General features: G+C 40.0%; 14 protein-coding genes and 7 tRNA genes. 8 read left to right on the top strand and 13 right to left on the bottom strand.

The window, feature by feature from the left end; genetic code table 11:
- Positions 1-75 precede the first annotated feature (75 nt).
- The 13 genes from GQR46_RS06645 to lolB all read right to left on the bottom strand — a co-directional run bounded on the left by GQR46_RS06645 (position 76) and on the right by lolB (position 6,250).
- Positions 76-160: transfer RNA gene (locus tag GQR46_RS06645), tRNA-Leu, on the bottom strand.
- A gap of 71 nt (positions 161-231) precedes the next feature.
- Positions 232-306, bottom strand: a tRNA-Gln gene (locus GQR46_RS06640).
- A 38-nt stretch (positions 307-344) separates the two neighbouring features.
- A tRNA-Leu gene (locus GQR46_RS06635) sits at positions 345-429 on the bottom strand.
- A 90-nt stretch (positions 430-519) separates the two neighbouring features.
- Positions 520-596 (bottom strand) — tRNA-Met (locus tag GQR46_RS06630).
- Positions 597-601: 5 nt separating this feature from the next.
- A tRNA-Gln gene (locus GQR46_RS06625) sits at positions 602-676 on the bottom strand.
- Positions 677-715: 39 nt separating this feature from the next.
- Positions 716-800, bottom strand: a tRNA-Leu gene (locus GQR46_RS06620).
- A gap of 47 nt (positions 801-847) precedes the next feature.
- Positions 848-924, bottom strand: a tRNA-Met gene (locus GQR46_RS06615).
- A gap of 332 nt (positions 925-1,256) precedes the next feature.
- The gene (gene ychF / locus GQR46_RS06610) at positions 1,257-2,348 is read right to left on the bottom strand and encodes a redox-regulated ATPase YchF (protein ID WP_007583951.1); all 1,092 of its coding nucleotides are present in this window, start codon (positions 2,346-2,348) and stop codon (positions 1,257-1,259) included.
- Positions 2,349-2,401: 53 nt separating this feature from the next.
- Positions 2,402-2,986 carry an aminoacyl-tRNA hydrolase gene (gene pth / locus GQR46_RS06605; RefSeq protein ID WP_165740491.1) on the bottom strand — a complete coding sequence of 195 codons (585 nt, stop codon included), beginning with the start codon at positions 2,984-2,986 and terminating at the stop codon, positions 2,402-2,404.
- Positions 2,987-3,005: 19 nt separating this feature from the next.
- Positions 3,006-3,617, bottom strand: coding sequence for a 50S ribosomal protein L25/general stress protein Ctc (locus GQR46_RS06600; RefSeq protein ID WP_008171830.1), 612 nt, complete (start codon positions 3,615-3,617; stop codon positions 3,006-3,008).
- A 149-nt stretch (positions 3,618-3,766) separates the two neighbouring features.
- Positions 3,767-4,714 carry a ribose-phosphate pyrophosphokinase gene (locus GQR46_RS06595; RefSeq protein WP_007583957.1) on the bottom strand — a complete coding sequence of 316 codons (948 nt, stop codon included), beginning with the start codon at positions 4,712-4,714 and terminating at the stop codon, positions 3,767-3,769.
- An 88-nt stretch (positions 4,715-4,802) separates the two neighbouring features.
- A complete protein-coding gene (ispE, locus tag GQR46_RS06590; protein ID WP_010554716.1) occupies positions 4,803-5,660 on the bottom strand; it encodes a 4-(cytidine 5'-diphospho)-2-C-methyl-D-erythritol kinase in 858 nt (285 codons plus the stop codon).
- Positions 5,661-5,662: 2 nt separating this feature from the next.
- Positions 5,663-6,250, bottom strand: a complete 588-nt coding sequence (gene lolB, locus GQR46_RS06585; RefSeq protein WP_024593864.1) for a lipoprotein insertase outer membrane protein LolB — start codon at positions 6,248-6,250, stop codon at positions 5,663-5,665.
- Positions 6,251-6,333: 83 nt separating this feature from the next.
- On the opposite strand from lolB, the gene hemA reads away from it, so the two are divergent.
- The 8 genes from hemA to kdsA all read left to right on the top strand — a co-directional run bounded on the left by hemA (position 6,334) and on the right by kdsA (position 14,637).
- Positions 6,334-7,590 (top strand): glutamyl-tRNA reductase, encoded by a 1,257-nt coding sequence (gene hemA / locus GQR46_RS06580; protein ID WP_010554718.1) that lies wholly within the window; start codon positions 6,334-6,336, stop codon positions 7,588-7,590.
- A 7-nt stretch (positions 7,591-7,597) separates the two neighbouring features.
- A complete protein-coding gene (gene prfA, locus GQR46_RS06575; protein ID WP_024593863.1) occupies positions 7,598-8,683 on the top strand; it encodes a peptide chain release factor 1 in 1,086 nt (361 codons plus the stop codon).
- Between the two features lie 2 nt (positions 8,684-8,685).
- Positions 8,686-9,525 (top strand): peptide chain release factor N(5)-glutamine methyltransferase, encoded by an 840-nt coding sequence (gene prmC / locus GQR46_RS06570; RefSeq protein ID WP_165740489.1) that lies wholly within the window; start codon positions 8,686-8,688, stop codon positions 9,523-9,525.
- Between the two features lie 54 nt (positions 9,526-9,579).
- Positions 9,580-11,124 carry a response regulator gene (locus tag GQR46_RS06565; protein WP_007583964.1) on the top strand — a complete coding sequence of 515 codons (1,545 nt, stop codon included), beginning with the start codon at positions 9,580-9,582 and terminating at the stop codon, positions 11,122-11,124.
- Between the two features lie 29 nt (positions 11,125-11,153).
- The gene (locus GQR46_RS06560) at positions 11,154-11,528 is read left to right on the top strand and encodes a SirB2 family protein (RefSeq protein WP_007583965.1); all 375 of its coding nucleotides are present in this window, start codon (positions 11,154-11,156) and stop codon (positions 11,526-11,528) included.
- Between the two features lie 149 nt (positions 11,529-11,677).
- Positions 11,678-12,505, top strand: coding sequence for a tetratricopeptide repeat protein (locus GQR46_RS06555; protein WP_165734818.1), 828 nt, complete (start codon positions 11,678-11,680; stop codon positions 12,503-12,505).
- Positions 12,506-12,519: 14 nt separating this feature from the next.
- Positions 12,520-13,773 carry a DUF819 family protein gene (locus GQR46_RS06550; RefSeq protein WP_007583967.1) on the top strand — a complete coding sequence of 418 codons (1,254 nt, stop codon included), beginning with the start codon at positions 12,520-12,522 and terminating at the stop codon, positions 13,771-13,773.
- A 9-nt stretch (positions 13,774-13,782) separates the two neighbouring features.
- Positions 13,783-14,637 carry a 3-deoxy-8-phosphooctulonate synthase gene (gene kdsA / locus GQR46_RS06545; RefSeq protein WP_007583968.1) on the top strand — a complete coding sequence of 285 codons (855 nt, stop codon included), beginning with the start codon at positions 13,783-13,785 and terminating at the stop codon, positions 14,635-14,637.
- Positions 14,638-14,718 lie beyond the last annotated feature (81 nt).

Genomic DNA, 14,718 nt, shown 5'->3' with positions numbered 1-14,718 from the left:
ATCAAAACCTGGTGCCTTACCGCTTGGCGATATCCCAACAAAGAATTCTTTATAATTTTAGTTCTTATAAGAACATGGTGCGGAAAGAGAGACTTGAACTCTCACAACCGAAGTTACTGGAACCTAAATCCAGCGCGTCTACCAATTCCGCCACTCCCGCATCAACAATTTGCCAATTTAAACTCTAAGCTAGAGCAATTCTTTTATCCAACTTTCCTTGGTAGAAGAAGTTGGCTGGGATACCAGGATTTGAACCTGGGAATGCCAGGATCAAAACCTGGTGCCTTACCGCTTGGCGATATCCCAACAAAGAATTAATGATAATTTTATTTCTTATCAAGAAATGGTGCGGAAAGAGAGACTTGAACTCTCACAACCGAAGTTACTGGAACCTAAATCCAGCGCGTCTACCAATTCCGCCACTCCCGCATCGTTTGTACAATAAAGTACAGGTAGTTATTTTAAACTCTTCATTGAGCTGCAATTTAACTCTTGCAGAGCCATTTCTAAAAGAAGAAATGGTGGCTAAGACGGGATTTGAACCTGTGACCCCATCATTATGAGTGATGTGCTCTAACCAGCTGAGCTACTTAGCCATTGTTGGCTGGGATACCAGGATTTGAACCTGGGAATGCCAGGATCAAAACCTGGTGCCTTACCGCTTGGCGATATCCCAACAATAACAATTGATACTTTTAATTCTTATCAAGAATTATGGTGCGGAAGGAGAGACTTGAACTCTCACATCCTAAGATACTGGAACCTAAATCCAGCGCGTCTACCAATTCCGCCACTCCCGCACACAAGGTAGTTATTTTAAACTCTTCATTGAGCAACAAAAAAATAATGGTGGCTAAGACGGGATTTGAACCTGTGACCCCATCATTATGAGTGATGTGCTCTAACCAGCTGAGCTACTTAGCCATCTTTTTTTGTTAGCACTTCATCGCTGAGTGCGGGGCGTATTATGCTGATATGACCCAAATTCGTCAACACCTTTTTTGCAAAAAAACACTTAACTGTGTTTGTTTGCAGGAAAATTAAGCTAACAGGCTAAAATTTAATAAAAATGCTGTTTTTTTAGCTGCCTTTAAGGCGCGGAATCTTAATTAACCCTGTACTTCTTTAATTAAGCGATATTACAAAGATAGACTAGTTGAGGCTAATTATTATTTTTATAATGCTTAAATACAAAAAAGGCTCGTAAAAACGAGCCTTTAAAAATTATTACCAAGTGAAATTGGTTTAATTTGTACTTATACGTTGAACAAGAAGTTCATTACATCGCCATCTTTAACAATGTACTCTTTACCTTCTTGGCGCATCTTACCTGCTTCTTTTGCGCCACTCTCACCTTTAAAGGCAACAAAGTCGTCAAAAGCAATAGTTTGCGCACGGATAAAGCCACGCTCGAAGTCGGTATGGATTTTACCCGCTGCTTGTGGTGCTGTTGCACCTACAGGGATTGTCCATGCGCGTACTTCTTTTACGCCAGCTGTGAAATAAGTTTGTAATTGTAGTAATTCATAACCACCACGAATAACAAGGTTAAGACCTGGCTCTTCTAGACCAAGATCAGCCATAAACTCTAGCTTGTCTTCGTCATCTAGTTCTGAAAGCTCAGACTCGATAGCGGCACATACAGGAACAACAATCGCATCTTCAGCTGCGGCAATAGCGCGTACGCGGTCAAGGTATGGGTTATTTTCAAAACCATCTTCAGCAACGTTTGCAATATACATTGTTGGTTTAATCGTTAAGAAGTTAATAGAGCTGATTGCTGCTTTTTCTTCTTTAGTTAGTGCTAGACCACGTAAAGTTAAGCCTTCGTCAAGATGCACTTTTACTTTTTCAAGTACAGCATTTTGCTCTTTAGCGTCTTTATCGCCACCTTTTGCTTTTTTTGAATTACGGAAAAGGGCTTTTTCAGCGCTATCCATATCAGCAAGTACTAACTCAGTGTTGATTACGTCAATATCGTCAGCAGGGTCAATAGTGCCTGCTACGTGGATGATGTTTTCATCTTCAAAACAGCGAACTACGTGGCCAATTGCATCGGTTTCACGAATGTTAGCTAAAAACTGGTTACCAAGGCCTTCACCTTTAGATGCGCCTTTTACTAAGCCAGCAATGTCTACAAATTCCATACTGGTGGTAAGAACTCGTTGAGGATTAACTATTTTAGCAAGTTCGTCTAGACGAGGATCTGGCACAGGTACCACACCTGTATTAGGCTCAATGGTACAAAAAGGAAAGTTAGCGGCTTCAATACCCGCTTTAGTTAGTGCATTGAAAAGCGTTGATTTACCAACGTTAGGCAAGCCAACGATGCCACATTTAAAACCCATAGTAAGATACCTTGTTTAGAATTCGTTTAAACGGTGTACTTGGACCCAAGTTACTAGGGTTTAAACGAATGTAGTCTGTTTTGTGCTTTTAACACACCATCTTTTGCAAGTATTTCCATGCAACGAACTGCTTCATCAACAGCAGCATCCATTTTTTCTTGGTCTGCTTTGACCGCTTTTCCAAGCACCCAACCAGTAACCATTTCACGATGCCCCGGATGACCTACACCAATGCGCAAGCGCATAAAGTCTTTTTGATTTGCCATTTTTGCAATAATGTCTTTTAAACCATTATGACCGCCATGCCCGCCGCCTTTTTTTAACTTGGCAACGCCTGGGTCTAAATCCAATTCGTCATGGGCAACTAAAATGTCCTCGACAGGGATTTTGAAAAAATTAGCTAAACTACCGACCGCTTTACCACTTAAATTCATGTAAGTAGTGGGGATCAATAATTTGAATTCTTGGCCTTGAATGATCACTTTGCCTGTAAGGCCGTGATATTTAGGATCGTATTTTAGGGTGCAGTTGTAGCGTGCAGCGATTTGCTCGATGAACCAAGCACCTGCATTGTGGCGTGTGTTTGCGTATTCGGGGCCTGGATTAGCCAGGCCCACAAGCATTTGAATAGAATTCAAGGTTGCGAGACCTTAAAAATTATTCTGCTGCTGCAGCGTCGTCTTCAACTGGAGCTGCTTTGTTTGCTTTGATAGTCAGGATAGACTGATCATGGCCTTCGCCTTTACCTAAATCTACAGAGCTAACGCCTTTAGGGAAAGTAAGGTCAGAAATATGAACAGAATCGCCAACAACAAACTTAGAAACATCTACTTCAATGAATTCTGGAAGTGCTTTTGGAAGACACGTAATTTCAACTTCAGTTAACTGGTGAACAACAGTTGCGCCAGCTTTAGTTACAATATCTTCACCGATGAAGTGAAGAGGAACTTTAGTTTGAAATTTATGAGTAGCATCTACACGTTGGAAATCAAGGTGAGTAAGCTTAGGCTTGAATGGGTGACGTTGGATATCTTTTAAGATTACTTCAACAGCTTCGCCATCTACGTTAAGCGTAAGGATATGCGTGTAAAAACCTTCGTCTTCTTGTGCTTTGATCATATCTTTATGAGCAAAAGTAAGAGATAAAGCTTCTTTGTCAGCTCCGTAAAGGATTGCAGGAACTTTGTCTTCGCGACGTAGGCGGCGGCTCGCACCAGTACCAGTTTCTACGCGAAGTTCAGCGTTATATGTATAAGTTTTGTTAGACATGATGTCTCCAGTTATTAAAATGTGTAGGGCCTTTGCGACCAAGGTCCCTAGCCAAAAGGCGCGCTATCATACCACCACGCCCAGACAAAATAAACATCGCTTACAAAAAAAGCGCCAAAAGGCGCTTTTATACTCAGGAATGTTTAATTTTAGTGTTCAAACATCGCTGAGATAGATTCTTCGTTACTAATACGACGAATAGTCTCTGCTAACATGTCAGCAAGCGTAAGTACCTTAATTTTATCAAGGGCTTTAAGCTCGTCAGATAGCGGAATTGAGTCAGTTACAATTACTTCGTCAATCATCGAGTCACGTAAGTTTTCTGCTGCTTTACCTGAAAGAATAGGGTGCGTTGCGTATGCAAATACGCGTTTAGCGCCATGTTCTTTAAGTGCTTCTGCGGCTTTACATAACGTACCACCGGTATCAATCATATCATCTACGATAATACAATCACGACCTTCAACGTCACCAATAATGTGCATTACTTGAGAAACGTTTGCTTGAGGGCGACGTTTATCAATGATTGCTAAATCGGTATCGTTTAGTAGTTTTGCAATTGCACGTGCGCGTACAACACCACCAATATCTGGAGATACAACAACGACGTCTTCAAAGTCGCGTTCTTTCATATCTTCAAGTAATACAGGGCTGCCAAATACGTTGTCTACTGGTACATCAAAGAAGCCTTGGATTTGTTCAGCGTGTAAATCAACCGTAAGAACACGGTCAACACCAACGCTTGATAAGAAATCGGCAACAACTTTAGCGGTAATTGGAACACGGGCAGAACGTACACGACGGTCTTGGCGCGCATAACCAAAATAAGGAATGACGGCAGTAATACGACCTGCAGATGCACGACGTAGAGCATCAACCATAACGATAAGTTCCATTAGGTTATCGTTTGTAGGGGCACAGGTTGATTGCAAGATAAAAACGTCCGAGCCACGAACATTTTCATTTATTTGAACACTGATCTCACCGTCGCTAAAACGGCCAACAACAGCATCGCCTAATTCAATATATAAACGTTTTGCAACTTTTTGAGCTAACTCAGGTGTTGCGTTACCAGCGAAGAGCTTCATGTCAGGCACGGTAGGGTTCCTCAGGCACTGAATATTTGGACTAACGGGCAATGATAAATACCACTGCGAGTTAACTTATGATTACTTGTACGTTACTTCATTGATCGAATATGGCGGTTAACTCCGTATGAGCAGGTGAGACATTTGCGCTTGAAGCCACAAAACCCTGCCAAGTATGGGGGAGATTTTCAAGTACATCTTGTGCTTGAACTTGACTAGCAAATTCGACAAAACAACATGAACCTGTTCCGGTCATCTTCGACGGTGCGTATTTTAGCAACCACTGGAGGGTTTTTTCAACCTCGGGGCAAAGCTTTTTAACTAAAGGCTCACAATCGTTGGTTAAAGTATGGTGTTTCCAATCGCCTATTATTTTTGGTGTGTCGCGTTTTAAATCTGGATGTGTAAATATTTTTGCAGTACTTACATGTTGGTTTGGGTGTACAACGCAGTACCATTTTTGTTCAAGTTTTACCTGGTGTAATTTCTCACCAATACCATGCGCTATGGCGCTTTGCCCTTGTATGAACACCGGAACATCAGCCCCTAATTTAAGTCCTAATTGGGCTAGAATTTCTAAATTTAGTTCTAATTTCCATAATTTATTTAGCGCTAATAAAGTACTTGCGGCGTCGGATGAACCACCTCCAACACCTCCGCCCATCGGTAAGCGTTTAATTAAATTTATTTTTACACCTAAAGAGGTTTTACAGTGTGTTTGTAATAATAAAGCCGCTTTATAGATGAGATTATCATTTAGGGGTATGTCTTTAGTATCACCCCCGACAGAAATACCACCGTCTGTTGTTAGCTCAAAATGCAACTCATCACCAAAATTTAAAAAAGTAAATAAGGTTTCTAGTTCATGATAGCCATCTTCTCGGCGAGCATTAATATGTAAAAATAAATTGAGTTTTGCCGGAGCAATAAGTGAAAAAGAGGTTTTGTTATTCATACTTATTTAAACTGCCAATCGTAGAGTTGAATTTTTATTTTTATTTGTTGGTGCTTTAACGTCAGTTTAGTAGGTAACCAGTAACCTGCGTTTTGTACGTAAGTGCCGTAATCTATTTGCCATTTCTTGCCTGCATTATCAAACCATAATACTTGCTTAGCACGGCCTAGTTCATCAACGACTAAACTTTGATCGTCAATGGTGCCTTTAAGCCAGTTATCGGCGTTATCAACAGGGAGTGTAAAACCCGTTAAACGCTTTAAAAGCTCTGCAGCATTAGTATCAAAGTACTCATCGCCGTCAAACTCTAATTCAGCACCATTTGCTGTTTGTTTAAGCGACAAAATACGAGTACCAATAAAAGTAGTCAGTATTAAATTATTGGAATTTGTTGTTTGCTGCCAATTTAAGTTTGCAGATTGACGCTCTTCTGGGCTTATAAACGCGAGTTTACCCTCGACCTGCCAAGTTTTTTGAGCAGCTAAACGTGGCTTCCAATCATCATAAAGTGTTGTTTTTGTATCAATTTGATGGGCACAGCCACCTAATAATAAAAAAAACATGAATAAAATCAAATATTGTCGAATCAAATGTTGTTCCTTACTTTCCATATTCCGCTGATTTTTGGTAAAATTACCGCCTTTGAAGTAGGGCTCAGCAATATTTGGCAAATATGACCATAATAGCACTAGGTATAAATCACAAAACCGCATCCGTAGAATTACGTGAAAAAGTGGCTTTTTCGCCTGAGCAAATTTCAGAGGCGTTGCAACAATTAAGTGGCCATGCCGACTTTAATGAAGCGGTTATTGTGTCTACCTGTAATCGAACCGAGATCTATTGTAGCCTCGCTCAGCAAAATTCCCAAACACTGTTAACGTGGCTTGCCAGTTTCCATGGTTTGGATGAACATGAACTGAGCAGCAATATATACTGCCATGAAGGTAATGACGCCATTAACCACTTAATGCGCGTAGCGTGTGGGTTGGATTCTTTGGTGTTAGGCGAGCCGCAAATTTTAGGGCAAATAAAGCAATCGTTTTTTAGTGCTAAAACCCACGATGCAATAGGGGTTACTTTTGATAGGTTGTTTCAAAAAACCTTTTCGGTAGCGAAGCAAGTTCGCACTGAAACAAATATAGGCGCAAGTGCCGTGTCGGTTGCATTTGCGGCTGTTAATTTAGCAAAACATATTTATGGCAAGCTTGATCAAACCAATGTGTTATTGATTGGTGCTGGTGAAACCATTGAACTGGTTGCTAAACATTTATATCAAAATGAGCCTAAAAAAATAACGGTAGCTAATAGAACAATTGAACGTGCTCGCAGCCTTGCTGATGAAGTGTCTGCAGATGTTATCGCACTTGCACAGTTACCAGAACGTTTACATGAAGCCGATATAGTCATTAGTTCTACCGCCAGTACTTTACCTATTATTGGTAAAGGGGTGGTTGAGCAAGCGCTTAAGCAGCGCCGTCACAAGCCTATGCTATTTATAGATATTGCGGTTCCGCGCGACATAGAAAGCCAAGTAGGTGAGCTAGATGCTGCCTATTTATATTCCGTTGATGACTTACAAACCATTGTAAGCGAGAATATGGCAGCGCGTGAGCAAGCTGCACAGCAAGCGCAAATAATTATTACTGAACGCACCAAAGAATTTGCAATGTGGATGCGCTCACTCGATTCGGTAGATTTAATCCGCCATTATCGAAATGATGTACAAACAATTAAGTCAGAACTTGTAGAGCGTGCTGTTAGTCAGCTAAATACAGGTAAAGATGCAGAAAAAATTATATTAGAGCTCGCCAATAAATTAACCAATCGCTTAATGCACGCGCCTACCCGTGCAATACAAGACGCAGCGAAAAAAGGTGAAGTGGCGCAGCTAAACCAGTTGAAAAAAATGTTAGGTATTGATCAGGAATAACCGTTAAATGAAAGAGTCTGTTTATAATAAATTAGAAACCTTAGTAGAGCGTTACGAAGAAGTACAAGCGCTACTAAGCGACCCGTCGGTCATTAGTGATCAAAATCGTTTTCGTGGGCTTTCAAAAGAATACTCTGAGCTTGAAGAGATTGTAAAAACGTTTTTAACTTACAAAGAAACGCAAGATGATTTAGCCAGTGCAGAAGAAATGCTTAAAGATTCTGACCCTGAAATGCGTGAAATGGCGCAAGAAGAATATAAAGAAGCTAAAGCACAAATTTTGGCAATTGAAGATCAAATTCAAGTATTAATGTTGCCAAAAGATCCGCGAGATAATAACAACGTGTTTGTTGAAGTACGCGCTGGAACAGGCGGTGATGAAGCGGCTATTTTTGCTGGCGACTTATTCCGTATGTACAGCCGCTATGCAGAAACTAAAAAATGGAAAGTAGAAGTTGTGAGCACCAATGAAGGTGAGCACGGTGGTTACAAAGAAGTTATTGCAAATATTAGTGGCGAAGGCGTTTACGGTCAATTAAAGTTTGAATCAGGTGTACACCGCGTACAACGTGTGCCAGAAACTGAGTCACAAGGGCGAGTTCATACCTCTGCGTGTACTGTTGCGGTAATGGCGGAAGTACCAGAGGCAGAAGCGATACAAATTAATACCGCAGATTTAAAAGTTGATACATTTCGTGCATCAGGCGCAGGTGGTCAGCACGTTAATAAAACAGATTCTGCTATTCGACTTACACATATACCTACCGGTGTTGTGGTTGAGTGTCAGGATCAACGTTCACAGCATAAAAACCGTGCTAAAGCGATGTCAGTACTTGCAGCACGTTTACAACAGGCTGAAGATGAAAAGCGCCATGCGGCAGAAGCATCTGAACGTCGTGACTTAGTAGGTAGTGGCGATCGTTCTGAACGTATCCGTACTTATAACTACCCACAAGGTCGTATTACCGATCACCGTATTAACTTAACACTTTATCGTTTGAATGAAGTGGTAGCGGGTGATTTAAGCTGCGTTATTGACCCATTAATGCAAGAACATCAAGCTGACTTATTAGCGGCTATGGGCGACGAGTAATCGTGAGCCAAACTCTTGAACAAGCTATTGCTGCAGGCGCTAATTTATTAGCACCTAGCAGCGAAAGTGCTAAATTAGACGCACAAGTTTTACTTCTACATATTCTTCAAAAACCTCACAGTTACCTTTTTACTTGGCCAGAGCATGCGCTTAATGCCGAACAACAACAGCAATTTAATACATTTTGCCAAAGACGTTTAAACGGTGAACCTGTTGCACATATTACGGGGCAACGTGAATTTTGGAGCTTATCGCTTGAAGTTAACGCAACAACTTTAATACCTCGACCAGATACTGAAACGTTAGTAGAACAAGCACTTGAAGTGGCTGTACCTGCTACAGCTAAAGTGCTTGATTTAGGCACGGGTACTGGTGCAATCGCACTGGCCCTTGGTAGTGAAATGCCTAATTGGCAAATTATTGCAGTAGATAGAGTAAGCGATGCAGTTGCACTGGCTACACGTAACCAGCAGCGATTGGCTATTAATAACGTTCACGTTAAGCAAAGCAACTGGTTTAGCGAGTTACATGGTGAGAAATTCAACCTAATTGTTACCAACCCGCCTTATATTGAAAGCAGTGATATACATTTAAATCAGGGCGATGTGCGCTTTGAGCCTTTGTCGGCATTAGTGGCTGATGATTGTGGAATGTCTGATATTAAACAAATAATTACACAATCACGTGACTATTTGTTATCTAGTGGCTATCTTTTAATAGAACACGGTTTTGAGCAAGGTGAAGCTGTTCGTCATTTCTTCAAAAAAATGGCATTTGTGGATATTAAAACAGTGAAAGACTTTGGTGATAATGACCGTGTAACGTTTGCACAGTGGCCCTAAAGAATAATAATTGCCTGCTAGTGCGTTAAATAATGCCATGAAGGAATTTCGACTATGATGGGTGATTTTTTATTTTCAGATGAGCCAGAAGAAGCAATCAATGAGATTGAACTCGGTACCTGGAAAGTATTAATCGTTGATGATGAACCTGAAGTTCATGCTGTTACAAAACTAGCGTTGAGTGATTTTGAGTTTCAAAATAAACGCTTAGAATTTATTAGTGCGTACTCAGGTGCTGAAGCAAAAGAGCTTGTGAAAGAGCATCCAGATGCAGCCATTGTACTACTTGATGTAGTAATGGAGACCGATGATGCCGGTTTGCAAGTTGCTAAGTTTATTCGTGAAGAAGCTAAAAATAATCATATTCGAATTATTTTAAGAACGGGTCAACCTGGTCAAGCACCTGAACGACAAGTAATTATTAATTATGATATTAACGATTACAAATCTAAAACAGAGCTAACGGCTCAAAAGTTATTTACTGTTATTATGTCGAGCCTGCGTTCGTATCGGGATATTATTTCGATTGAGCAGTCACGCGAAGGGCTTGAGAAAATAATTATAGCGTCCCGTGATATTTTTTCTGCGCATTCAATAGAGCACTTTATTGAAGGCGTTATGCAGCAGTTAACTTCTTTACTCGGTATTGCTGATCAAGCTATGTATGCAACTACTTTAGTTGCGCAAAATCCTGAAGCACAAAATAATAAAAAATTAATTGTTTGCTCGGGTACCGGTGACTTTGAAAAAAGTGAAGGTAAAGAGCTCGATGAGGTATTACAAGCTGAACAATTAAGTGCATGTCATCAGGCGCTTAATGAAAAAAGCATTATTTATAAAGATAACTACTTATTTGCGTATTGTAGCAGTGAGTACAATCATAATTCGATGCTATTTATATCAGGTATTCCAAAGGATTTAACGGATACTCAGCGCCATTTAATTAAGATTTTCTCTCAAAACGTGCAACTTGCGTTTGAAAATGTACAACTTCAGTCTGAAATAGAAGCAACGCAACAAGAGCTTGTTTACAGGTTAAGTGAAGCGGTAGAGCAACGCTCAACAGAAACGGGTAATCATGTTAAGCGTGTAGCACATATTTGTCATATATTGGCACAAGGGTATGGCTTATCTAAGCATGATGCTGATTTAGTAAGGTTGGCGTCGCCTCTTCATGATGTAGGCAAAGTGGGCATTCCTGATGCGGTATTAAATAAACCAGCAAAGTTAGACGCCCAAGAATGGGAAGTGATGAAAACCCATACTGATAAAGGCTATACTATTTTAAAAGACTCGCCGCATGAGATTGTTAGTGCAGGCGCAATTATTGCAAAAGAGCATCATGAAAAATGGGATGGCTCTGGTTACCCACAAGGTTTAAGCGGAAACGCAATTAATGTATTTGGTCGTATAGTTGCACTTGCTGATGTATACGATGCACTTCGCCATAAACGATGCTATAAAGAACCTTGGACACTGCAAAACGTAGTTGATGAAATTAACGCTCAAAAAGGCACACACTTTGAACCAAAATTGGTTGAAGTATTTAACGAGAAGCTTGATGAGTTAGAAGCGGTTCTTAACCGTTTTCCTGATTAAATTTTTATAAAACAGAAGTACAGGGGCATATGGATTATTTAGCAGTAAAGCATTCACACATGGCAATTGCGATGTTGAGTGTGATTTTATTTTATGTTCGCGCATTTTCGCGAATGGGCAGTGGTAAATTAGCAAAAAATAAAGCGGTAATGATTGGTAGTCATAGTATAGATACTTTGTTATTAGTGTCGGCACTTACGCTTATATTTATGGCTAAAATTAACCCGTTTGAACAATATTGGCTATTAGAAAAAATAGTTTTAGTGGTTATATATATTGGTATTGGGGCTAAAAGCGCCAGACAAACTAAAATGACGGCTAAAGTTGCTTACGTTTTAGTTAACACTGCTGTTATTTTAGCGATAGGTTATTTAGCGACGTCTAAATCAGCTTTTTTGCTTTAAGTAATACCTGACTATTTGAGCTTTATAGTTGTTTTATAAAGCTCAAATACGACTCCCTCTCAGAAAATATTCAAAAAAATCTCTATATTGGTATATAGCTTTAAAGTTAGGTAAACTACGCCTTCGTTTTCTAAAATGTTGCAGTATTAATGACTACCCTCGGGTTTGACGAACACGATGAATCTTATCTTGATGATGCTTACGATGAATTTACACCTCCAGCGATTTACCGCTGTATTAAAGCAGAGTCAAAATGGGACCCTCAGATAGATTTAACACCATGTTATGAAACTTTAACTGACTTTGAACAGCAAATTTCAGCGCTGTGTTTAAAAGTGAGTGATGAGCACGATTGCTTCGAAAAATTATTAGATATGTTTTACAGCGATTGGCTATTTAGTGCCTCAGGCTTAAAAGTGCCAGAATACAAATTAAATACATTAAGCTATACGCTTTCTATGCGTAGTGGCTCACCAACAACGCTTGCAATTATACTTTGTCACTTTTTACAACAAGCTAACTTTGATGCAAATCTTAGTCTTACGCTGGGTGATGTTGGTGTTCATGTGGCGATAAGTGATGAAGAGGGCTACATAATTGAGCCAAGCAGCGGGCAACAAAGCTGGTATATCATCCCTGAAAACGCAGATGAAGATGATGGGCAAGAACAAGAGCCTTTAGAGTTAATTTTTGATGACGAAGTATATAAGCTATTTTTAGCTCAGCAAAAATGGTCTTTCATTAGCGAAAACAAATTTGGTCATGCTTTGACCTGTGTAGAGATGCTAATGGAGCTAATAGGCGACGACCCGTATGAGAGACGCGACAGAGGTTACTTATTAAATCAGCTCGGTTGCCCTAAAATGGCACGTGATGATTTACAGTTTTTTGTCGATGAGTGTCCGGACGATCCTGCAATAGAGATTATTCAACACCAAATAGAAGAACTAGAAGATAATAATAAAACGCACCATTAAGAATAGGAATAATTATGGTTGAAACTCAAAGCGCATTAATTACAAATGATGCCGTTGTGCTTGGTTTGCTTGCTATTATTTTGGGGTTTATTTTTAAAACCTCAAACAGTGAGCGTCCAGCTTTAAAACGATTTTATAAATACGTACCTGCTTTACTACTGTGTTACTTTTTACCTTCGTTATTAAATACCTTTGGTATTGTAGATGGTAATAAATCCAATGTTTATTATGTGGCTTCGCGCTACTTACTGCCTGCTTGTTTAATACTGCTTACCATTAGTATTGATTTAAAAGCTATTATTAACTTAGGCCCTAAAGCGCTCATTATGTTTTTAGTGGGTACATTGGGCATTGTTATTGGTGGGCCATTAGCTATTTTAGTCGTGAGTGCATTTGACCCAAGTATTGTTGGTGGTCATGGGCCCGATGCAGTATGGCGCGGTATGACAACCGTTGCGGGTAGCTGGATTGGCGGTGGTGCTAACCAAGCATCAATGAAAGAGATGTTTGAAGTTGGTGGTGATATATTTTCTGTAATGATTACAGTAGATGTAATAGTCGCGAATATTTGGATGGCTGTTTTATTGTTAATGGCAGCAAACCATAAAAAGATTGATGCAGCTACGGGTGCTGATACAAGCGCAATTGAAGATTTAAAAAAACGTGTTGAAGCCTATCACGCTGAACATGCCCGTATTCCTACTCTTAACGATTACATGACGCTGCTTGCAATTGCATTTGGTATAACCGGTTTAGCGCATTTTTGTGCTGACTTTTTAGGTCCGTACTTTGGCACGACTTATGAATGGGCAAAAGAATACAGCTTAAACAGTAAATTCTTTTGGCTAATTGTTATATCAACAACGATTGGCATAGGCTTATCGTTTACTAAAGTTAGACAAATAGAAGCGTTTGGCGCTTCAAAAGTAGCCTCTAGCTTTTTGTATATTTTAGTTGCATCGATTGGTTTGCATATGAATGTAACCGCTATTTTTAATAACCCAGGGTTATTTTTAGTTGGTGCCATTTGGATGTTAGTGCATGCAAGCATAATGTTAGTAGTAGCTAAACTAATTAAAGCACCATTATTTTATATGGCTGTGGGCTCGCAGGCTAATGTGGGCGGTGCAGCGTCTGCACCTGTTGTAGCATCAGCATTTCACCCTTCGCTTGCGCCTGTTGGTGTCCTGTTAGCTGTACTGGGCTATGGTGTGGGTACTTATATGGCTTATATTTGTGGATTAATGATGCAAGCAGTTGCACCGTAAGGAATTTAAATGAAAGACCAAATTATTAAAATTAATGAAATTGAACTAGCAAACAACAAACCGTTTGTATTGTTTGGTGGTATTAACGTATTAGAATCTCGCGATTTAGCTATGCGTGTTGCAGAGCATTACGTAGAAGTTACGACGAAACTCAATATTCCTTATGTATTTAAAGCGTCATTTGATAAGGCTAACCGTTCTTCAATCAATTCGTACCGTGGTCCTGGTATGGAAGAAGGTTTAAAAATATTTGAAGAGATTAAAAAGACTTTCAACATACCGCTTATTACTGATGTACATGAACCGCATCAAGCAGCACCTGTTGCTGAAGTTGTTGATGTAATTCAGTTACCAGCCTTTTTAGCACGTCAAACAGATTTAGTTGTGGCGATGGCTAAAACAGGTGCAATTATTAACGTGAAAAAACCACAGTTTTTAGCGCCGCATGAAATGCGCCACATCATTACTAAATTTAATGAAGCGGGTAATAATAACATCGCACTTTGTGAGCGTGGTTCTAGCTTTGGTTACAACAACCTAGTGGTTGATATGCTGGGTATGGATGACATGAAAGCAATGGCGCCTGTTATTTTTGATGCAACACATGCGCTACAACGCCCTGGTGGACGAGCTGACTCTGCTGATGGTCGTCGTGCACAAGCTGCAGAGCTTGCTCGAAGTGGTATGGCGCTAGGTATTGCAGGTTTATTTATTGAGGCGCATCCAAACCCTAACGAAGCTAAATGTGATGGCCCATGTGCGCTAGCACTTAGTAAGTTAGAAGGGTACTTAACGCAAATGAAAGCAGTTGATGATTTAATTAAAAGCTTTGCCCCACTTGATACAAGTGCAAGCGATTTATAATTAAGCATGATGTTTATTAAAAAGCGACTCAGGTCTAATGCCGATCAGTTAAGAAAATGACCGGTTGACCGATCCAAACGA

Source organism: Pseudoalteromonas sp. Z1A6 (assembly GCF_011378745.1).
GTDB classification, from domain to species: domain Bacteria; phylum Pseudomonadota; class Gammaproteobacteria; order Enterobacterales; family Alteromonadaceae; genus Pseudoalteromonas; species Pseudoalteromonas arctica.
This window is presented reverse-complemented; position numbering and strand designations above follow the sequence as displayed.